The organism is Streptosporangium sp. NPDC001559, from assembly GCF_042893955.1.
Classification (GTDB): Bacteria; Actinomycetota; Actinomycetes; order Streptosporangiales; family Streptosporangiaceae; genus Streptosporangium.
In genome coordinates this window covers 156341-175475 of the sequence record NZ_JBIAVG010000017.1, presented here as the reverse complement: position 1 = coordinate 175475, position 19135 = coordinate 156341, and the positions used below count along the sequence as shown (strand labels likewise).

General features: G+C 70.2%; 20 protein-coding genes. 6 read left to right on the top strand and 14 right to left on the bottom strand.

All coding sequences use genetic code 11. The features are described from left to right. Positions 1 to 15: 15 nt before the first annotated feature. From ACFYY8_RS32790 to coxB, 3 genes are all read right to left on the bottom strand, one after another. Positions 16 to 411 carry a cytochrome c oxidase subunit 4 gene (locus ACFYY8_RS32790; protein ID WP_352008839.1) on the bottom strand — a complete coding sequence of 132 codons (396 nt, stop codon included), beginning with the start codon at positions 409 to 411 and terminating at the stop codon, positions 16 to 18. After that, positions 408 to 2000 (bottom strand): cytochrome c oxidase subunit I, encoded by a 1593-nt coding sequence (gene ctaD, locus ACFYY8_RS32785; RefSeq protein ID WP_390047800.1) that lies wholly within the window; start codon positions 1998 to 2000, stop codon positions 408 to 410. The genes ACFYY8_RS32790 and ctaD overlap by 4 nt, the downstream gene beginning before the upstream one ends. A gap of 68 nt (positions 2001 to 2068) precedes the next feature. After that, positions 2069 to 2740: a cytochrome c oxidase subunit II gene (gene coxB / locus ACFYY8_RS32780; RefSeq protein ID WP_390047716.1), complete on the bottom strand. Its 672-nt coding sequence runs from the start codon at positions 2738 to 2740 to the stop codon at positions 2069 to 2071. Between the two features lie 306 nt (positions 2741 to 3046). Here coxB and ACFYY8_RS32775 point away from each other — a divergent pair, with 306 nt between their 5' ends. Further along, positions 3047 to 4183, top strand: a complete 1137-nt coding sequence (locus ACFYY8_RS32775; RefSeq protein ID WP_390047714.1) for a cysteine desulfurase family protein — start codon at positions 3047 to 3049, stop codon at positions 4181 to 4183. 25 nt (positions 4184 to 4208) lie between these two features. After that, the gene (locus ACFYY8_RS32770) at positions 4209 to 4478 is read left to right on the top strand and encodes a sulfurtransferase TusA family protein (RefSeq protein WP_352008836.1); all 270 of its coding nucleotides are present in this window, start codon (positions 4209 to 4211) and stop codon (positions 4476 to 4478) included. A 54-nt stretch (positions 4479 to 4532) separates the two neighbouring features. On the opposite strand, the gene ACFYY8_RS32765 is transcribed toward ACFYY8_RS32770, so the two are convergent. Next, the gene (locus tag ACFYY8_RS32765) at positions 4533 to 5519 is read right to left on the bottom strand and encodes a carbohydrate kinase family protein (protein WP_390047712.1); all 987 of its coding nucleotides are present in this window, start codon (positions 5517 to 5519) and stop codon (positions 4533 to 4535) included. A 160-nt stretch (positions 5520 to 5679) separates the two neighbouring features. Continuing rightward, the gene (locus tag ACFYY8_RS32760; protein WP_390047710.1) at positions 5680 to 6033 is read right to left on the bottom strand and encodes a HesB/IscA family protein; all 354 of its coding nucleotides are present in this window, start codon (positions 6031 to 6033) and stop codon (positions 5680 to 5682) included. Between the two features lie 192 nt (positions 6034 to 6225). On the opposite strand from ACFYY8_RS32760, the gene nadA reads away from it, so the two are divergent. After that, positions 6226 to 7380: a quinolinate synthase NadA gene (gene nadA, locus ACFYY8_RS32755; RefSeq protein WP_390047708.1), complete on the top strand. Its 1155-nt coding sequence runs from the start codon at positions 6226 to 6228 to the stop codon at positions 7378 to 7380. A 41-nt stretch (positions 7381 to 7421) separates the two neighbouring features. Here nadA and ACFYY8_RS32750 read toward each other — a convergent pair whose 3' ends face one another. The 7 genes from ACFYY8_RS32750 to ACFYY8_RS32720 all read right to left on the bottom strand — a co-directional run bounded on the left by ACFYY8_RS32750 (position 7422) and on the right by ACFYY8_RS32720 (position 14668). Continuing rightward, positions 7422 to 8165 carry an SIMPL domain-containing protein gene (locus ACFYY8_RS32750; protein ID WP_390047706.1) on the bottom strand — a complete coding sequence of 248 codons (744 nt, stop codon included), beginning with the start codon at positions 8163 to 8165 and terminating at the stop codon, positions 7422 to 7424. Positions 8166 to 8253: 88 nt separating this feature from the next. Further along, positions 8254 to 10518, bottom strand: coding sequence for a serine/threonine protein kinase (locus ACFYY8_RS32745; protein ID WP_390047704.1), 2265 nt, complete (start codon positions 10516 to 10518; stop codon positions 8254 to 8256). Between the two features lie 64 nt (positions 10519 to 10582). Continuing rightward, a complete protein-coding gene (locus ACFYY8_RS32740; protein ID WP_390047702.1) occupies positions 10583 to 12058 on the bottom strand; it encodes an alpha/beta fold hydrolase in 1476 nt (491 codons plus the stop codon). Positions 12059 to 12079: 21 nt separating this feature from the next. After that, the gene (locus tag ACFYY8_RS32735) at positions 12080 to 12658 is read right to left on the bottom strand and encodes a hypothetical protein (protein WP_390047700.1); all 579 of its coding nucleotides are present in this window, start codon (positions 12656 to 12658) and stop codon (positions 12080 to 12082) included. Between the two features lie 4 nt (positions 12659 to 12662). Continuing rightward, positions 12663 to 13571: a zinc metalloprotease HtpX gene (gene htpX, locus ACFYY8_RS32730; protein WP_390047698.1), complete on the bottom strand. Its 909-nt coding sequence runs from the start codon at positions 13569 to 13571 to the stop codon at positions 12663 to 12665. A gap of 9 nt (positions 13572 to 13580) precedes the next feature. After that, on the bottom strand, positions 13581 to 13859 hold the full coding sequence (locus ACFYY8_RS32725) for a hypothetical protein (RefSeq protein WP_390047696.1): 279 nt from the start codon (positions 13857 to 13859) through the stop codon (positions 13581 to 13583). Further along, positions 13856 to 14668 carry a PspA/IM30 family protein gene (locus tag ACFYY8_RS32720; RefSeq protein ID WP_390047694.1) on the bottom strand — a complete coding sequence of 271 codons (813 nt, stop codon included), beginning with the start codon at positions 14666 to 14668 and terminating at the stop codon, positions 13856 to 13858. Before ACFYY8_RS32720 ends, ACFYY8_RS32725 begins: the two co-directional genes overlap by 4 nt. 146 nt (positions 14669 to 14814) lie before the next feature. Between ACFYY8_RS32720 and ACFYY8_RS32715 the strand changes: the two genes are divergently transcribed. Continuing rightward, entirely contained in the window at positions 14815 to 15423 is a 609-nt protein-coding gene (locus ACFYY8_RS32715) for a DUF3043 domain-containing protein (protein ID WP_390047692.1), read from the top strand. A gap of 55 nt (positions 15424 to 15478) precedes the next feature. Here ACFYY8_RS32715 and ACFYY8_RS32710 read toward each other — a convergent pair whose 3' ends face one another. Continuing rightward, the gene (locus ACFYY8_RS32710; protein ID WP_390047690.1) at positions 15479 to 16627 is read right to left on the bottom strand and encodes an SMI1/KNR4 family protein; all 1149 of its coding nucleotides are present in this window, start codon (positions 16625 to 16627) and stop codon (positions 15479 to 15481) included. A gap of 64 nt (positions 16628 to 16691) precedes the next feature. On the opposite strand from ACFYY8_RS32710, the gene ACFYY8_RS32705 reads away from it, so the two are divergent. Further along, entirely contained in the window at positions 16692 to 17690 is a 999-nt protein-coding gene (locus ACFYY8_RS32705; RefSeq protein WP_390047688.1) for an aldo/keto reductase family protein, read from the top strand. 48 nt (positions 17691 to 17738) lie between these two features. Here the strand turns inward: ACFYY8_RS32705 and ACFYY8_RS32700 are convergent, their stop codons facing one another. Further along, complete coding sequence (locus ACFYY8_RS32700) at positions 17739 to 17945, bottom strand: hypothetical protein (RefSeq protein ID WP_352008822.1); 207 nt, start codon at positions 17943 to 17945, stop codon at positions 17739 to 17741. Between the two features lie 142 nt (positions 17946 to 18087). Here ACFYY8_RS32700 and ACFYY8_RS32695 point away from each other — a divergent pair, with 142 nt between their 5' ends. Further along, positions 18088 to 19125: a bifunctional adenosylcobinamide kinase/adenosylcobinamide-phosphate guanylyltransferase gene (locus tag ACFYY8_RS32695; RefSeq protein WP_390047686.1), complete on the top strand. Its 1038-nt coding sequence runs from the start codon at positions 18088 to 18090 to the stop codon at positions 19123 to 19125. The last annotated feature ends 10 nt before the right edge of the window (positions 19126 to 19135 follow it).

Genomic DNA, 19135 nt, shown 5'->3' with positions numbered 1-19135 from the left:
GGGGTGGCGACGCGCTCAGTGCGAGAAGTGACCCCGGTAGTACTCGAAGACGAACCCGATCATGCTCATGATGACCGCGAACACGCCGATCAGGAACAGCCACCAGCCGATGACCAGGCCGACCGCGGTGAGCGAGACGGCCAGGCAGACGAACAGCGGCCACCAGCTGTGCGGGCTGAAGAAGCCGAGCTCCCCCGCGCCGTCGCTGATCTCACCCTGCTTGTCGTCCTCAGGCTGCTCGCCGATGCGGCGGGCGGTGTACATGAGGTAGTAGCCGATCATGAAGGCGAAGCCGACCGAGATCGCCATCGCCGTCGTGCCGACCGGTTCCCTTGACCAGAACCAGTAGACGACGTCCACCGCGGCGAAGAAGATGCCGCAGAGGATGAACAGCCAGCCCTGGACCTTCATCGGTTGTCCTCCAGCTCACGCGAGGCCGAGGTGATGTGCGGGTACTTGAGGTCGAACGCGGGGCGCTCGGACCTGATGCGCGGCAGCGAGGTGAAGTTGTGCCGCGGCGGCGGGCAGGAGGTCGCCCACTCCAGCGAGTTGCCGTAGCCCCACGGGTCGTCCACCGTGACCTTGGGAGCGGACTTGTGGGTCCGCCACACGTTGTACAGGAACGGCAGCGTCGATGCGCCCAGCAGGAACGCGCCGACCGAGGAGACCATGTTCAGGTTGGTGAAGCCGTCGGCCGGGCTGTAGTCGGCGTAGCGGCGCGGGAAGCCGGCCGCGCCGAGCCAGTGCTGCACCAGGAACGTGGTGTGGAAGCCGATGAACAGCGTCCAGAAGTGGACCTTGCCCAGCGTGTCGTTGAGCATCTTGCCGGTGAACTTGGGCCACCAGAAGTAGAAGCCCGCGAACATCGCGAAGACCACGGTGCCGAAGACGACGTAGTGGAAGTGGGCCACCACGAAGTAGGAGTCCGACACCTGGAAGTCCAGCGGCGGCGAGGCCAGGATGACGCCGGTCAGACCACCGAAGAGGAAGGTCACCAGGAAGCCGATCGAGAACAGCATGGGCGACTCGAACGACAGGTGCCCCCGCCACATCGTGCCGATCCAGTTGAAGAACTTCACTCCGGTCGGGACCGCGATGAGGAACGTCATGAAGGAGAAGAACGGCAGCAGCACCTGGCCGGTCGGGAACATGTGGTGCGCCCACACGGTGATCGACAGACCGGCGATGGCGATGGTCGCGCCGACCAGGCCGATGTAGCCGAACAGCGGCTTGCGGCTGAAGACCGGCAGGATCTCCGTCACGATGCCGAAGAACGGCAGCGCGATGATGTACACCTCGGGATGGCCGAAGAACCAGAACAGGTGCTGCCAGAGCATGGCACCACCGGTCGCCGAGTCGAAGATGTGCGAGCCGAGCTTGCGGTCGGCCTCGAGCGCCAGCAGCGCGGCGGCCAGCACCGGGAAGGCCATCAGCACCAGGATCGAGGTGAGCAGGACGTTCCAGGTGAACATCGGCATGCGGAACATCGTCATGCCGGGAGCGCGCATGCACACGATCGTGGTGATGAAGTTCACCGAGCCGAGGATCGTGCCGAGACCGCTGATGGTCAGACCGACGATCCACAGGTCGCCACCGATACCGGGCGAGTGGATCGCGTCCGACAGCGGGGCGTAGGCGAACCAGCCGAAGCTGGCCGCGCCGCCCGGGGTGAGGAAGCCCGACAGGGCGATGGTGCTGCCGAACAGGAACAGCCAGTAGCTGACCATGTTCAGACGCGGGAAGGCCACGTCCGGGGCGCCGATCTGCAGCGGCATCAGCTCGTTGGCGAAGCCCGCGAACAGCGGCGTCGCGAACATCAGCAGCATGACCGTGCCGTGCATGGTGAACAGCTGGTTGAACTGCTCGTTGCTGGTGAGCTGCAGCCCCGGCTGCGCCAGCTCGGCCCGCATGATCAGCGCCATCACGCCGCCGATCAGGAAGAACACGAACGAGGTGATGAGGTAGAGATGTCCGATGATCTTGTGATCGGTGGACGACATCCACTTCGCGACGACCGAGCCCTTGCGGGTCGTCACCGGGGTCAGAGCGATGGGCTCTTGAAGTGCGGTCACTGGGCACCCGCCTGACTAGCGATGTACTTGTCGAACTCGGCCGGGCTGACGAGTTCCACGGAGAAGAGCATCCGGCTGTGGTCGGTACCGCACAGCTCGGCGCAGCGGCCCGCGAACACACCGGACTTGTTCAGGGTCTCCACCTCGAACTTGTTCTCCACTCCGGGGATGACGTCCCGCTTGAAGTGGAAGGCGGGCACCCAGAAGGAGTGGATGACGTCGGGCGAGACGAGGTCGAACTCCACCTTCTTGCCCGCGGGAAGCACCAGCCGCGGACCCTCGCGGTAGTCGCCGACCGGCATGCCGACCACTTCGGCCTTCTTGCCGTTGTAGTCGGTGGTGAAGCGCCAGCTCCACTGGAAGCCCTCGACCTTGACCTTGACGTCGGCCTTGCCGGAGACGGCGTTGATGTAGTTCTGGTCCCGCGCGGTGAAGTAGAAGAAGACACCGACCATGATGATCGGCACAACCGTGTAGAGGATCTCGATCGGGAGGTTGTAGCGCACCTGCGGAGGCAGGCTCTCCTTGGAGTTCTTCCTCTTACGGTGGAAGGCCACGGACCACAGGATCAGGCCCCACACGACCAAACCGGTGGCGAGTGCCGCGATCCAGGAGCCGTTCCACAGGCTCTGGACGGTATCGGCCTGCTTGGTGATGCCCTCGGTCATACCGCCACGAGACCACTCCCCGGCGATGTTCTCAGCACTGCACGCCGACACGGAAACCAGCAGCAGCGCCAGAGCGGCAGCGCGTGGCACCCGGCGGCGGGCCAACGGACGCCGTGCGGAACGGCGGGTCGGACTCACGGATCGCCTACCCCACAGATGAAGCCCAGAAATCGCTCCTGGGCGGTCGTTTGTTCATGTTCACAACTTGTAGTTCACAGCTTTACGCTGGGGGACACATTAGCGCGGACCACCCTCGCCCCCCCGCGCAGCCCCCGATTGCGCCGCGTGTGATGCGACGATTGGGACGTGGCGTACTTCGACGCGGCCTCGACAGAGCCGCTGCACCCTCAGGCACGCGAGGCTCTGGTCGCGGCGCTCGACGCCGGCTGGGCCGACCCGGCGAGGCTGTACGGCCCCGCCCGCCGGGCAAGGATGTTACTGGAACAGGCGCGTACAGAGGTCGCCGAGGCCCTGGGAACCCGCCCCGATGAGATCTCCTTCACCTCCTCGGGCACCCAGGCCGTACACCTCGGCGTGTTGGGCGCCCTGCACGGGCGGCGCAGGATCGGGCGCCGCCTGGTGACCTCCGCCGTCGAGCACTCCAGTGTGCTGCACGCCGCCGAGGTCCACGAACGCGACGGGGGAAGCGTCGAGACGGTCGGCGTCGGCCTCACCGGCGCGGTCGACCCGGCCGCCTTCCGCGAGGCCGTGCTGGCGCCGGGCACGGCGCTGGCCTGCCTGCAGAGCGCCAATCACGAGGTCGGAACGCTCCAGCCGGTCGCCGAGGCGGCGGCGGCGTGCGCGGAGGCGGGCGTGCCGCTGCTGGTCGACGCCGCGCAGACCGCGGGCCGGATGCCGCCGCCCGGCGGCTGGTCGGTGCTGACGGCCAGCGCGCACAAGTGGGGCGGCCCCGCGGGGGTCGGTGTGCTGGCTGTCCGCAAGGGCACCCGCTGGCGCAGCCCGCTGCCCGAGGACGAGCGTGAGCGGCGCAGGGTCCCCGGGTTCGAGAACGTGCCCGCGATCGTGGCCGCCGCCGCCGCGCTGCGCGCCGTGGCCGCCGACTCCGCCAGGGAGTCGGCGCGTCTGTCCGCGCTGGTCGACCGGATCAGGGCCGAGGTCCCCCGGCTCGTCCCGGACGTCGAGGTGATCGGCGACCCGGTCTCCCGGGCACCACATATCATCACCTTTTCCTGTCTTTACGTCGAAGGTGAAGCGTTACTGACAGAATTGGACAAGGCAGGGTTCGCCGTATCATCTGGCAGCTCCTGCACGGCCAGTACGCTTCGTCCGTCGCATGTTTTGGAGGCCATGGGCGTGCTTACGCACGGGAACGTACGGGTATCGCTGCCCCAGGGCGCGTCCGCGACGGATGTCGACCGTTTCCTCACCGTCCTGCCGGACGCGGTGAGGAGGATTCGTGAGGACGCGGGAGTCAAGTCATGACCAAGATGTGGGGAGTGAGCGCTCCATGACGTCCATCCAGGCGGCCGAGGCGGAGGCGGGCCAGCCTCCCGCGCTGACCATCGACGCGCTGGGCAAGAAATGCCCGATTCCCATCATCATGCTCGCCGAGCAGATCAACTACGTGCCGCGCAACGCGATCGTCTCGGTCCTGGCCGACGACCCCGCCGCGTTCACCGACATCCCGGCCTGGTGCAGGCTGAAGTCGCACCACCACGTGGCGAGCTACGAGCTTCCCGACGGGGGCTGGGCCATCCACGTGCGGCGCAACTACTGACCGGCCGGCCCCTCCCGGCGTGAACGCGCCGCGCGGGAGGGGCGGTGCGGGATCTCAGGCGTGGTGGCACCGTACGAAACGGCCCGCCTCCTCGGCGGCCTCGGCACCGTAGGCGGCGGCGAGGCGCTTGAGGAACTCCTCCTGGCCGAGTTCGTACTCCTGGCCGCCGACACGCTCCAGGACGTGGGTCGCGGTGAGGTTGCCGAGCTGACCGCAGCGCTCCAGCGGCAGGCCCCAGGCCAGGGCCGACAGGAACCCGGCCCGGAAGGCGTCGCCGACACCGGTCGGGTCGGCCTTGCCGTTCTCCGGGGCGGGTGAGACGTGCAGGGACGGCTCGCCCTTGCGGTCGATCACCACGCCCTTGGGGCCGAGCGTGGTGACGCGGACGCCGACCCGCTCCAGGATCTCCTCGTCCGACCAGCCGGTCTTCTGCTCGATCAGGCCGCGCTCGTAGTCGTTGCCGAACAGGTAGGCGGCGCCGTCCACGAGCCTCCTGATGTCCTCACCGGGCATGCGCGCGAGCTGCTGGGAGGGGTCGGCGGCGAACGGGATGCCCCGCTCCCGGGCCTCGTCGGTGTGCCTGAGCATCGCCTCGGGGTCGTTGGGGCTGATCAGGACGAGGTCGAGACCGCCGAGCCGTTCTGCGATGGGGCCCAGCTCGATGAGCCTGGCCTCGGCCATCGCGCCGGTGTAGAACGAGGCGATCTGGTTGTGGTCGTCATCGGTCGTGCACAGGAACCGGGCCGTGTGGTGGACCTCCGAGGTGTGCACGGAGTCGCAGTCGACGCCGTGCCGTTCGAGCCAGGAGCGGTAGTCGGCGAAGTCCGTGCCGACCGCGCCGACCAGGACGGGCCGCAGCCCCAGGCTGCCCATGCCGAAGGCGATGTTGGCCGCGCAGCCTCCGCGGCGGACCTGCAGGTCGTCCACGAGGAACGACAGGGAGACCCGGTCGAGCTGGTCGGCGATGAGCTGGTCGCCGAAGCGCCCCGGGAAGGTCATCAGGTGGTCGGTCGCGATGGAGCCGGTGACGGCGATGCGCACGGGGTCATTCTCCTCGTTGTCAGCATCTTCTGGATGGACGGGGTTTGGAGCCCCGCAAGAATACGTGACCACATGGACGCACGGCGGCCCCGCGAGGTGAGAGATCTCACCCCGCGGGGCCGCCGTATGTCACTTGCCGCGGACTGTCCGCGCGCGTTCGTTAGTTGAACGAGTCGCCGCAGGCACAGGAACCGGTGGCGTTCGGGTTGTCGATCGTGAAGCCCTGCTTCTCGATCGTGTCGACGAAGTCGATGGTCGCGCCACCGAGGTACGGCGCGCTCATCCGATCGGTGACAACGCCGACACCGTCGAAGTCCGAGACGACGTCGCCGTCCATCGAACGGTCGTCGAAGAAGAGCTGGTAGCGCAGGCCCGAGCAGCCACCGGGCTGCACGGCCACGCGCAGCTTGAGGCCTTCCTCGCCCTGCTGCTCCAGCAGGCTCTTGACCTTGGCCGCGGCCGCGTCACTGAGGACCAGGCCCTGCGTCTTGGTCTCGCTGCTCTCAACCGACATGTGGTGACTCCCGCGTCTGCGTCAGCCGCCCGGACGGGTCGGCTGTCTGTGTGTGACGTCCTTCTTAGACGCTACCAACACGTGCAGACCGCTACACATTCCTGGGGCCTCGGCCCTTCCCCACCCCGGAATAAAACCCCCGGGGGCGTGTGTCATCATTAGTCGTCAGTTCGACGATAAGGGGGTGTGGTCGTGACGACCACCGAGACCGGCCTTCCGCTTTTCGTCCTCGGCAGGGGGACAGACCCGCACAGCGAGCGCGGTGTCGACTGTCCCGGGGAGCTGCCGACCGCCTCGGACCCGGCGCTCGTCGAGCGCGCCAGGCGGGCCAAGGCGGCGCTCGGGGAGCGGGTCTTCGTCCTCGGCCACCACTACCAGCGTGACGAGGTCATCCAGTTCGCCGACGTGACCGGCGACTCCTTCAAGCTGGCCCGCGACGCCGCGGCCAGGCCGCAGGCCGAGTACATCGTCTTCTGCGGCGTGCACTTCATGGCCGAGTCCGCCGACATCCTCACCAACGACGACCAGAAGGTCGTGCTGCCCGACATGGCCGCCGGGTGCTCGATGGCGGACATGGCCACCTTCGACCAGGTCGAGGAGTGCTGGGAGGCGTTGCAGGACGCCGGGATCGCCGAGACGACCGTCCCGGTCACCTACATGAACTCAAGCGCCGACATCAAGGCCTTCTGCGGGCGCAACGGCGGCGCCGTGTGCACCTCCTCCAACGCCAGACGCGCCCTCGAATGGGCCTTCTCCCGCGGGGAGAAGGTGCTGTTCCTGCCCGACCAGCACCTGGGGCGCAACACCGCGGTGCTGGAGATGGGCCTGTCCCTCGACGACTGCGTCGTCTACAACCCGCACCGGCCCAACGGCGGCCTGACCGCCGAGCAGCTCCGGAACGCCAAGATGATCCTGTGGAAGGGTCACTGCTCGGTCCACGGCCGTTTCACCGCCGAGTGCGTCGACGAGGTGCGTGAGCGCATCCCCGGCGTCAACGTGCTGGTCCACCCCGAGTGCAGGCACGAGGTCGTCACCAAGGCCGACTACGTCGGATCGACCGAGTACATCATCAACAGGCTGAAGGAGGCCCCCGCCGGGTCGTCCTGGGCGATCGGCACCGAGCTGAACCTGGTCAAGCGGCTGGGACAGATGTTCCCCGACAAGAACGTGACGTTCCTCGACAAGACCGTCTGCTACTGCTCGACGATGAACCGGATCGACCTGCCGCACCTGGTGTGGGCGCTGGAGTCACTGGCGGCCGGCCAGACGGTCAACCAGATCACCGTGGACCCGGAGACCACCCGCTGGGCCAAGGTCGCCCTGGACCGCATGCTCGCCCTGCCCTGACCCTCTTTCGCCGGGGCCCCCGCCAGGGGCCCCGGCGGGGCTCAGCCGAGCCCGTAGACCACCCTGACGCTGACGGAGACGGTCTGCTGGCCGGGGCTGACGGAGGCCTTCTCCGCGGCGAACCCCGCCCCGTAGGACACCGGCCTGGGCGGGGTGACGTTCTCCTCGGAGATCGTCACGACCCGGCCCAGCTCTCGGCCGGCCAGCCTCGCGTACTGCTCGGCCCGGGCCCTGGCGTCGGCGAAGGCCAGGTCGCGTGCCGCCCCGAGCGCGCCACGGCTGTCGGAGACCTCGAAGGAAAGGCCGTTCAGGCGCACCTCCTCGCCCACGGCCACCGCGGCCTCGATGACCCTGTCCGCGCTCTCCAGGTCACGCACCACGGCCTCGACGCCCTGGGCCGCCCGGTAGGCGGAGACCTTGGGGTAGGTCTCGTACTCGGGCCCCAGGGACAACTCGTTCGTGCGCAGGTCCTCGGCGGCGACCCCCGCCTGCCGCAGCGCCGTGGTCAGCCTGGCCGCGGCCGCCCTGGCCTCGGCGAAGGCCTGGCTCGCGCTCGCGTGGCGCACCTCGACGCCGGTGTTCAGGCGCATGACGTCGGGGGCCGAGGAGACACTGCCCTCCCCCACGACCGTCACCTGGTCTCGGTTCTCCTCCACGACCGTCCTCCCGAAAGCGGTGCCGAAAGCGGTGTCTGCGGACGCGGCCCCGCCGAGCGGCCCCGCGGCGACGAACACGGCGGCGGCCACGGCGGCCCCCGCGGCCGTGATGTGAGACAACTTGATCATAAGCTCATGGCACCACGACGGAGCGGTGGCGCCGGGAAGAAGCCCGGCGCCGTCCGCCGTGTCTTGCGGAGACTTGGGGATCGGACCGTCAGTCCGCGCGGGTGAAGCGCATGTACTGCTTCTTGTACTCCTCGGCGTTGGTCGTGGAGGCCAGGATCCGCTTGACGCGTCCCTCGAAGTCGATCACCACGGCCTCGTAGCCGCTCCCCTTGCGCCGCCAGCCCGCGATGTGCGCGTCGTCGTACCAGCCGATGAGCCGGTCGGTCTCGAACGGGACCCGGTGCTGGGCGTCCGCGTCGGCGACGGTGGACCAGACGCAGACCTTCTTGTTGTCCTGCTTGCAGTAGGTCATGATCAGCGTGCCCGACGGGGAGACGTCGTCGCCCTCGACGGTGAGCGGGGTGCCCACGTCGAGCAGGGTCTGCAGGACCGTGCCCTGCAGGTCGTAGAAGCGGATGCGCTTGGTCTTGCCGGTGAGCGCCCAGGTGCCGACCGCCTTGCCGTCCCCCCGCCAGAAGTAGCTCCACTTCCCGGCGTCCTTCTCCTTGACCCGGACGGTCCTGACCTTCTTCTTGGCTATGTCGATGATCGCGTAGCCGTACTCCTTGCTGGTCTTGCCCGCTGACTCGTACAGCGTCACCAGACCGCGGGTGCCGTCCGGGGACCACTGGGGGACGGTCGCGTAGACCGGCGTCTTGGCGATCCTGAGCGGCGTCACGGAGTTGTCGCTCCGGTCGACGAGGGAGACGACGGCGTAGTTGCCCGAGTCGTACTGCCTGTCGACCCCCAGTGCCTTGGTGCCCTCGGTGTTGACCACGTACTGGAAGTACTTGTCGTTCTTGCTGAAGGCGCCGGCCCGGGAACGCGTGTAGAGGGTCTTGTCCCAGTCGAGGCTGTAGGCGGTGAGCTTGATCGGGTCGTCCGGGTTCTCGTGGAGCGTGATCGAACTGCCCGGCAGCTTGATCTTGTTCGTCTGCTGCGGCGGGTCGGCGACCGTGGGGTCCTGTGTCGGCGGGGCGTCGCTCCGGTCCGGCTCCACCGGGTCACCGGTCTCCGTGACGTCGATCACGCCCGTCTCGCTGCCCGTCTCCGGCTCCCCGTTCACCAGCGTCAGCGCGAAGCCTCCCCCGGCCAGCAGGACGACCACGAGCCCCGCGACGAGCGCGATCCAGACCCCCCGCCGCCCCTTGTTCCCGTACGGCGCCGCCCCGTGGGGCGGGTAGCCCGGCGCGGGCGCCTGCGGGTAACCGTGACCGGGGGCCGGGTAGGACGGCCGTCCCGCCGGGACCGTTCCCAGCGCGCCTGGCCCCGTCTGGTCGGGACGACCGTAGAACGGAGCCTGCGGGTAGGCGTCCTGGACGGGCGGTCCTGGCTGCTGGTGGTGCTGCTGAGGGAGCTGGTGCTGCTGAGGGGGCGCCTGGCCGTACCCGCCGGGACCCGTCCGCTGGGCGGCGGCGGCCGACCCCTCGGCGAGGATGCCCCCGGGCGCGGCCGGTGCCCCGGTGCCTGACACAGCTCCCGGCATGGCACCCGGTACGGTGCCCGCGTGACCGAGCAGCCGCAGCAGGGCGTCCCCCGCGCTCGGCCGTACGGCGGGGTCCTTGGCCAGGCACTGGCCGACCAGTTCCCGCAGCGCCGGGTCGGCGATGGCCCGCAGGTCGGGCTCAAGGTTCATGATGCGGTTGAAGATCGCGGGCAGGCTGTCCGTGCCGAACGGAGGACTGCCGGTGGCCGCGAAGACCATCGTGCAACCCCAGGCGAACATGTCCGCGGGCGACCCCGCCGTCTCCCCGGCGAGCTGCTCGGGCGTCATGTAGGAGGGGGTGCCGATCGCCGTGGCGGTCAGCGTCGAGGTCCGGTCCAGCGCCTTGGCGATGCCGAAGTCGATCACCCGGGGCCCGTCCGGGGCCAGCAGCACGTTGGACGGCTTGAAGTCCCGGTGCACGATCCCCGCCTGGTGGATCGCGACGAGCGCGGTCACCGTGCCGATCGCCAGGCGGTGCAGCGCCGAGCCCTCACGCGGTCCCTCGGCGGCCACGACCTCCGCCAGCGTCGGGCCGTCGATGTACTCACTGACGATGTAGGGGCGGTTACGGTCCATCCCGGTGTCGATGACCGCGGCGGTACAGAACGGCGCGACCCGCCTGGCCGTGCTGACCTCGCGGACGAAGCGCTCCATCGCCTCGACGTCCTGCGCCAGATCGGCCCGCAGCAGTTTGACCGCGACCTGGGCACCCGTCGGGGAGACGCCGAGGTAGACCGTTCCCTGCCCGCCCTCGCCGAGCCGCGCGGTGAGCCGGTACTCCCGGACCTGCTCGGGATCTCCAGACCGCAAGGACGCAAGGTCCGGCATACCTACCCTCCCTTTAGGGGCCTTTTAGGCTCCATTGTGACGGCAAATAGTCACGGTCAGTGCATCAGTGCCCGGCCACCGGAGGTGTGTCGCGCGGGACGTCGAGCGTCCTGACCGCCTCGGCGACCGCCTCCGGCCGGTCGAGCTGTACCTCGTGCCCGCTGTCCGCCAGCGGGACCAGCCGGGCGCCGAGCAGCCGGGCCAGGTCGCGATGGCAGGCGTCGCCTGATCCCGCGCTGAGCACGACGACCGGAACCGGGGGCAGGGGTCGGGCGCGGCGCAGCTCTTCGAGTTCCGCGGCCATCTCCGGGTAGGCGAGCCACTCGGCCAGCGCCGCGGCCAGCACCCGGCCCCTGCCGTACACGAGCCCGGCCTCCTCGTGCCGCCCCATGAGAAGGCGGTGCGCCGGGGGCAGGACCAGGCGGGCGAGCACGGTCGCGCCGAACGTCGCGCCCAGCGCGGGCAGTGCCCTCTGCACGGCTCCGCGCACGGCGTCGCGCGGGGTCCCCCGTCCGGCCCGTGTCCCGCCCCCGCGTCCGGCCGGCCGTTCGCAACTCGGATCGACCAGGACCAGGCCCGCGACCCGGCCGGGGTTGAGTCTGGCGAAGGCCTCCGCGTGGAAGGCCGCGACGGAGTGACCGACCACGATCGGTCTGCGCGCCAGCGCGGCGATCCGCCCCGCCTCCTCGGCCAGGGACGGCGGCCCCGGGTGCCCCGAGCTGAACCCGAGGCCGGGACGGTCGAAACGGATCACCAGGTGGTCCGCGCCCAGATCCTCGGCGACCCGGTCCCAGTGGAACCACGCCCCGGCCATTCCCGCGCAGATCACCACCGGCGGCGTGCCCGTCCCCTGGAGCAGGACGTGCGACCTCTGCGGGACCACGCGTGTCCTGTCGCGCCACAGCGCGGCCCCGGCCAGCAGCAGCCAGAGCGCCACGACCCCGACCTGGAGACGTTGGGCGAGACCGACGGGAACACCGGGCACGCCTTCCGCCACGTCGGCGACCAGGGTGAGCGTCCACGCCGTCGCGGCGGCCATCAGGACGGCCAGTACGGCGCCGCCGTACCCCAGCGGGAGCAGGCGGCGGCGCCGCAGCGCGCTCACCGGCAGTGCGACGAGGCTGAGACCGGCCCCCGCGAGGGCCAGGGAGCTGACCGCCGCGTGGACGGTGTGGGAGGCGGACAGACGGCCCGCCGCCTCCGCCGCGGCGCACGAGGGGTCGCTCAGCACCGCGCAGTCCAGCGGGAAGACACCCGCGTCCAGCACCGTCATCACCCCGAACAGCGCCAGGCCGAGCCATCCGGCCGCGCCCGCCCCACCGGGACGCCCGTCGGGCGCCAGGGCGACCCCGGCCAGGCAGGCGGCCCCGGCCAGCACGTCGGCGCAGCGCACCAGCCACGACCACGGCTGGTCCACGGCGGCCAGTTCACTGAGATAGGAGAGGGAAGGGTCCACCCGCGGGTTGAGGAACTGCAGCGGCGCCCAGGCCGTGTAACACAGGCCCGCCAGGAGGAACGCCAGGGCGGCGGCCTTCGTCACACCTCGCCTGGAGCGCACCGGTCACAGCCCGGGGGCGCCCCAGAGGGGGAACCAGCGGCCGAGGTCGGGCTCGATCTTCAGCTCCCCGGCGAGCGCGCCGCGCACCTGAAGCTCCAGCGGGTTGTCCCTGCGTTGACCGGGCATCGGCGCGAACGGGTAGAAGGTGCCCCGTTTGTAGAGGTAGACCAACGCGAGCCCGCCTCCCGGGGAGGCCGAGCCGGTGAAGGTGACCAGCGAGCAGAGCAGGGACGGGCCGAAGCCCGCCACCTCCAGGGAGGAGTTGACCGCGTGCAGGTCGGTGACCAGGCCGCCGAGCGCGCCGGGGTCGCGGCGCACCACCAGCCAGGTGTAGCCGTAGGAGTCCCTGACCTCCTCGACCGGCGGTCCATCGCCTGTGGCGAGCAGTTCCACGACGTCGCGTTCCAGGGCGCTGAACGCCCCGCCCTCCGCGGGACGGAAGCAGACGGACCCCACGCCGTTCGGCTCAAGACCGGTCGCGGCCTGCAGGGTCACCGCGGCCGACGGCAGCGCGAACAGCGCGTCCAGGTCGGGCTTGACGGGGTCGGTACGGCCGAGCAGCGCGTCCCACCATCTGGCCACCGGCTCACGCCCCCTGTCCGAGCTGGCCGGAGATCCTCCGGAGCTGCTCAAGGCGCCGGTCGAGCGGGGGGTGGGTGGCCAGCAGCGAGGCCAGGGAGGCTCCCCCGCGGCCCGCGAGCGCGGGGACGAAGAAGAACGCGTTGAACGGCTCCGCCTCGCGCAGGTCCCTGGTCGGGATACGGGCCATGTCACCGGAGACCTTGACCAGCGCGCTGGCCAAGGCCGACGGCCGCTGGGTCAGCAGCGCCCCCGCGCGGTCGGCGGCCAGTTCGCGGTAGCGCGACAGGGCACGGGTGAGCAGGAAGCTGACCGCGTAGACCAGGACGGAGACCAGCATCACGATCAGGCCGATCGGCGGCCCGTTCTGGTTGTCCCTGCGCCCACCGAGACCGCTGTAGAGCGCCACCCTGGTCATCAGCCCGGCGACGATGCCCAGGAACGAGGCGATCGTCATCACCGCGACGTCGCGGTGGGCCACATGGGACATCTCGTGGGCGAGCACGCCTTCGAGCTCGGCGCGGTCCAGGCGCCGCAACAGGCCCGTGGTCGCGCAGACCACGGCGTTCTTCTGGTTGCGGCCGGTGGCGAACGCGTTCGGGACGTCCGAGTCGGCGATCGCCACCCGCGGCTTGGGCATGTCGGCCATGGCACAGAGCCGGTCGATCACGCCGTGCAGCTCGGGTGCCTCCTGGGGGCCGACGACACGCCCGCGCATCGCGAACAACGCGATGCGGTCGGACATGAAGTACTGCACCAGGAGCATGGCACCCGCGATGAGCAGCACCACGACGGCTTGGACGCCCAGCGCCACCAGCACGCCGACGAACACGACGTAGAGCAGGCCCAGCAGGAACATGGTCAGAACCATGCGGTTGGTCAGGCCCCGGTCCGGGGCGAACCGGGTATGTGCCATATGCCCAAACTAGCCGGGAATCAGGCCCTCATCACCGAGCATCTCCCGCACTTCGTCCATGGAAGCGTCAGCCGGAGGCAAAATCAGCTCGGACGGCTCCAGACTGTCGTCGGGAAGCGCCTTGCCGACGTGGCGGACCTTGTCGAGCAGGTCGTGCAGCCTGCTCCGGAAGGCGGTCTCGTCCTCGGCCGCGATGGCGGCCTCAAGCTCGCCGTCGAGGGCGTTGAGAACGTCGAGATCGGCCTCGTCGATGGCGATCTGCCCCTCGCCCATGATTCGTACGATCACAGCCCCTCCCCCGGCTGGCGGAACTGCTGGGTGCCCTGGGGCTGCTGCTGCTGGGGCTGCTGGTAGCCCTGGGACGGGCCCTGCTCGATCGCGCTCTTCGGCGCGGGGCCCTGGCCCAGCTCGGCCTTCATCCGGGCGATCTCCAGCTCCACGTCGTGCCCGCCGCCCATGCGGTCGAGCTCGGCCTGGATGTCGTCGCCGCGCTGACCGCTGAAGTCGTCGAGCGCGCCGCTGGCGAGCAGCTCGTCGATGGCGCCCGCGCGGGCCTGCATCGAGGCGGTCTTGTCCTCGGCCCGCTGGATCGCCAGGCCGACGTCGCCCATCTCCTCGGAGATGCCGGAGAAGGCCTCGTTGATACGGGTCTGCGCCTCGGCGGCGGTGTAGGTCGCCTTGATCGTCTCCTTGCGCGTACGGAAGGAGTCGACCTTGGCCTGCAGGCGGTGCGAGGCGGTGGTGAGCTTCTCCTCCTCGCCCTGGAGGTTGTCGTGCTGCACCCGGAGCTCGGCGATCTGGGTCTGCAGGCTCGACCGGCGGGTCAGCGCCTCACGGGCCAGGTCCTCACGACCGACCCCCAGCGCCTTACGGCCCTGCTCCTCAAGCTTGCGGGCCTGAGCCTCGATCTGGTTGATCTGCAGTTCCACCCGCTTGCGCGAGGTGGCGACATCGGCCACACCACGGCGCACCTTCTGCAACAACTCCAACTGACGCTGGTAGGAGTAGTCGAGGGTCTCGCGCGGATCCTCCATCTTGTCCAAGGCGTTGTTCGCCTTGGACTTGAAGATCATTGAAAGTCTCTTCATCACGCTCATGCGCGTCGGCCGTCCCCTTCTTCAAATGCGCTTCGGGTCACCCCAGTGATTCCAGCCCCCCAAGCTAAGCACCGGAGCCACCTAGGTTCACCCTACGCATAACGCACGAGGGCGTCACTAAGTTGCACTCCCGGTAGGCTGACGATGTGTTCCGACGTACCCAGACCACCGCGGACGACTCCCCCGTCTCCGTCAACGATCCTAAGCCTGCGGGCAAGGGGCGTCCCACACCCAAGCGCCGCGACGCCGAGGGGCGCCGCCGTCAGCCGGTGAACGCCCCCCAGAACCGCAAGGAGGCCTACCGGCAGCTCCGTGAGCGCCAGGCCACCGAGCGCGTCAAGGCCCGCGAGGGCATGCTGCGTGGCGACGAGCGATACTTCCCCGCGCGTGACCGGGGCCCGGCCCGCAAGTTCGCCCGGGACTGGGTCGACTCCCGGCGCCTGCCCAGCCAGTACTTCCTGCCCTTCTCCCTGTTCATCCTGCTGGTGACCTGGGTTCCCTTCCCCGAGCAGATCCGCGGCCAGATCTACGTCGCCGTCATCACGATCGGCTGGCCGCTCATGATGATCGGCGTCCTGATGACCTCGATCTGGGTGGCCTGGAAGATCAAGCGGCTGGCCGAGGAGAAGTTCCCCTCGGACAACCTCAAGGGCATCGGCTTCTACGCCGCGATGCGCGCGCTGCAGATCCGCAAGCTGCGCTTCCCGCCGCCGACCCTCCTGCCCGGCGGCAAGCCGGTCCCGCCCAAGAAGTAGCAAGAAGCAGAACGCGGAGCGGGCCCCGTCCACACGGACCGGGGCCCGTGGCATGTCACGGATCGGCGTACTCGGCCTCGGCGTCGACCCCGGCGTCGACGATCTCCCAGTCCAGCGCGCCTCCGGCCGTCCTCGGTCTCCAGTAGCCGACCCTCCCGCCGGTCTCCAGCGCGTCGGCGGTCGCCCTCAGCAGCGCGTAGTAGGACCTCAGGCGGACCCCGCCCGGCGTGAAGCCGATCGGCTCGTCCTCACACTTTCCTCCCACGTCGCGCACGACCGAGTCGATGAGCAGATGGCAACCGGTGCCGTCCGCGGTGAACGGGATCATCCGCCCGTCCCACCACTCCGACCTCTCGTCGATCTCCTCACCCGTGTATCCGTCGATGCCGTCGACCTCGCACAGCATTCGCCAGCTGTCGCGGATCCCCCTGACGTCCAGCGGGTTCTCCCCCATCAGCAGAGGCACCCCGCCGTTGTGCCGCAGCAGGGAGGCGCGCAGGTCGTCGGGCAGGCGCAGGCCCATCTGAGCCTCGGCGACGGCGATGGTCCCGGACCTGGCGGGGGCGCTGAGCGCGCGGTAGGTCCGCGGGGCGTTGGCCCGCAGCCACCTCTCTATCCTGTTCCACTGCCGGTCGACCGCCCTGGTCACCCTGGGGCTGACCGGCCTGCGGTGCGGCGTCCGCGCCACCGGGTCGCAGTCGGCGTCCGGGACGACCGGCGCGGGCGTCTCCTGGATCTCCGTAACCGGCGCCGCGGCCCTCTGGCAGACCGTCTCCCCCGCGCACGGCTCCCCCGCGTGCCTCCTGCCGGAGAAGACCGCGTCGTCCAGGACCTGTGCGCCCATGGCCAGCAGGCCCAGCGCGCACGCGGCGGCGGCCCAGCGGGTCAGCACGCGCCTGGTCGCCCCGTCGAGCGGCGTCCGCGGTACGGCCTGCCGGGTGAGGAAGGCGGGAGGCCTGGTGACGGTCGCGTACCCCTTGAGGATCTCGGCGTTCGGCGTGCCGAGGATCGGGGCGGGGGGCCACACCCTCGGCTCCGGGACGGCCCGCACGCCGGGGGCCACGGCGGTCTCGGCGCGGGACGGTTCGGGAAGGCCCTCCTGACGCCGGACCGCCGGGGGGCGGCGCAGGCGCAGGACCGCCACGACGACCGCCGCCACCACGGCGGCCACCAGTGCGAGCCGTACCCATCTAGAAGTGATCAACCGCGACACGCGGGGCAGAGTATCCCGAATCCCTCTGTTCTATGGCGCCTACTAGGGTCAGGGCATGGAATTCCGTCACCTCGGCCGTAGCGGCCTCAAGGTCAGTGAGATCAGCTACGGCAACTGGATCACCCACGGCTCCCAGGTCGAGGAGGACGCCGCCAAGGAGTGCGTGCGGGCGGCCCTCGACGAGGGGATCACCACCTTCGACACCGCGGACGTCTACGCGGGCACCAAGGCAGAGGAGGTGCTCGGCCGGGCGCTGAAGGGTGTGCGCCGCGAGTCCCTGGAGATCTTCACCAAGGTCTACTGGCCGACCGGGAGCGGCCCCAACGACCGCGGCCTGTCGCGCAAGCACATCACCGAGTCGATCCACGGCTCGCTGCGTCGCCTGCAGACCGACTACGTGGACCTCTACCAGGCCCACCGTTTCGACTACGAGACTCCGCTCGAGGAGACCCTCAAGACCTTCGACGACCTCGTACGGCAGGGCAAGGTCCTCTACGTCGGCGTCAGCGAGTGGACCGCGGACCAGATCGCCGCGGCGCTGCGGATCGCCGACGACATGGGCTTCGACCGCCTGGTCTCCAACCAGCCGCAGTACTCGATGCTGTGGCGGGTCATCGAGGCCGAGGTCGTGCCGCTGTGTGAGAAGGAGGGCCTCGGCCAGGTCGTCTGGTCCCCGATCGCCCAGGGCGTGCTCACCGGCAAGTATCTCCCGGGTCAGCCCCCGCCCGCCGGGTCCAGGGCCACCGACCCCACCGGAGGCGGCTTCATCTCCCGGATGATGGACGACGACCTGCTCACCCGGGTCCAGCAGCTCAAGCCGATCGCCTCCGACCTCGGCCTGACCATGGCCCAGCTCGCGGTCGCCTGGGTGCTGCAGAACCCGAACGTGTCCTCGGCGATCGTCGGCGCGACCAGGCCCGAGCAGGTCCGCGACAACGTCGGGGCCGCCGGGGTCAAGCTGGGTGAGGACGTGCTCGCCAGGATCGACGAGATCATCGGCGCCGTGGCCGAACGCGACCCGGCCAAGACCGTGAGCCCGCAGAAGCGCCCGTAACCCCACCCCTCTCCCGTGGCCCCGGCAGGAGCCACGGGAGAGAACGGCTCACTCGGGGCGCAGCGACATGTTCGCGTACTCGACCCGGCCGTCCTCAAGGAGCGTGACGCTCTCGACACCCGCGTCGAGCAGCTCACGCCAGCTCTCGCCGAGCCACGACTCCGCGTCCGCCTGGCTGGGGAACGCGTCGGACGGTGTGACCCCCTCGGTCACCTCGCCGCCGTTCGCGTCTTCGTAACGCCAGTGCCACGTCATGCCATGCGCTCCTTCTCAGAGGTCCGGCTGTGTCTTCCGGTGCCTTGCGGTGCCCTCAGATGCCTTCCCGACGTCTTTCCGGCGGCTCAGCGAACCCTACATCGCCCGAGGCCGCCCCGGGGGTTGGCCGTACGCTGGGCCCGTGAAGGTCCTGTTCTCCGGTACGGCGGGCACCGAGGGATGGCCGGTTCCCGGATGCGGATGCGCCTCGTGCTCCCGCCTCTCCCCCGGCAACCGGCGCCCCGCCGAGATCGTCCTCGACGGAGCGGTACGGCTCCCGCACGATCTGTCCGGCGGCCCCCTCCCGGCGGGGCACCGGGTCTTCGCCGACCCGGGCGGCCTGCTGCTCACCTGCCCCGGCGGTCACCGCGTCCTGTACGCCGTCCCGCCCCACGTCCGGTCCTTGGACGGTCCCGCCGGGCGGGCGTGCGACCTGGTGCTGGTCGACGTGCTCGACCGGCCCGAGCTGCTCGGCGGCCTGCGCCGCCGGGGCCTGGTCACCGACGGGACCCACGTGGTCGCCGCGCACCTGGACCACCGGGTGCCCTCCGAGGCGGAGCTGGCCAGGCGGGCCGCGCTGTGGGGGGTGCGGGCCGTACCCGACGGGACGGTCCTCGACCTGGACGATCCCGCGCCCGCCCCCGGCGCGCCTCCCCGGCGGACGCTGCTGCTCGGCGGGTCCCGCTCGGGCAAGTCGGCCGAGGCGGAGCTGAGGCTGGCGGCCGAACCCGAGGTCCGCTACGTGGCGACCGGCCCCCGCGGCGACGGGGACGACGAGTGGGCCCGCCGGGTCAGGGCGCACCGGGAGCGCAGGCCCGCCCGCTGGGAGACGGTCGAGAGCACCGACCTGGCCGGGCTGTTGCGCGACTCACCGGTTCCGCTGCTCGTCGACGGGCTCGGGACCTGGGTCGCCGCGGTCTTCGACGAGTGCGGGGCCTGGTCCGGTGACCACGGCCTTCCTGCGGTCGAGGCCCGCTTCGACGAGCTGGTCGAGGCCTGGCGGCGGGTCCGCCGCCGGGTGGTCGCGGTCTCCGACGAGGTCGGGCTCGGTGTGGTGCCCGCGACGGCGAGCGGCCGGATGTTCCGCGACGCCCTCGGCGCGCTGAACCGGCGGCTGGCCGCCGAGTCCGAGGACGTCGCCCTGGTCGTCGCGGGCCGCCCGATGCCCCTGCCCGTCTGATGAGGACCGA

Excerpts from the sequence above, each read along its gene's own strand:
- ACFYY8_RS32790 (WP_352008839.1), bottom strand. The coding sequence starts at position 411 with ATGAAGGTCCAGGGCTGGCTGTTCATCCTCTGCGGCATCTTCTTCGCC.
- ctaD (WP_390047800.1), bottom strand. The coding sequence starts at position 2,000 with ATGTCGTCCACCGATCACAAGATCATCGGACATCTCTACCTCATCACC.
- coxB (WP_390047716.1), bottom strand. The coding sequence starts at position 2,740 with ATGACCGAGGGCATCACCAAGCAGGCCGATACCGTCCAGAGCCTGTGG.
- ACFYY8_RS32770 (WP_352008836.1), top strand. The coding sequence starts at position 4,209 with ATGACGTCCATCCAGGCGGCCGAGGCGGAGGCGGGCCAGCCTCCCGCG.
- ACFYY8_RS32760 (WP_390047710.1), bottom strand. The coding sequence starts at position 6,033 with ATGTCGGTTGAGAGCAGCGAGACCAAGACGCAGGGCCTGGTCCTCAGT.
- ACFYY8_RS32750 (WP_390047706.1), bottom strand. The coding sequence starts at position 8,165 with ATGATCAAGTTGTCTCACATCACGGCCGCGGGGGCCGCCGTGGCCGCC.
- ACFYY8_RS32745 (WP_390047704.1), bottom strand. The coding sequence starts at position 10,518 with ATGCCGGACCTTGCGTCCTTGCGGTCTGGAGATCCCGAGCAGGTCCGG.
- htpX (WP_390047698.1), bottom strand. The coding sequence starts at position 13,571 with ATGGCACATACCCGGTTCGCCCCGGACCGGGGCCTGACCAACCGCATG.
- ACFYY8_RS32720 (WP_390047694.1), bottom strand. The coding sequence starts at position 14,668 with ATGAGCGTGATGAAGAGACTTTCAATGATCTTCAAGTCCAAGGCGAAC.
- ACFYY8_RS32705 (WP_390047688.1), top strand. The coding sequence starts at position 16,692 with ATGGAATTCCGTCACCTCGGCCGTAGCGGCCTCAAGGTCAGTGAGATC.
- ACFYY8_RS32700 (WP_352008822.1), bottom strand. The coding sequence starts at position 17,945 with ATGACGTGGCACTGGCGTTACGAAGACGCGAACGGCGGCGAGGTGACC.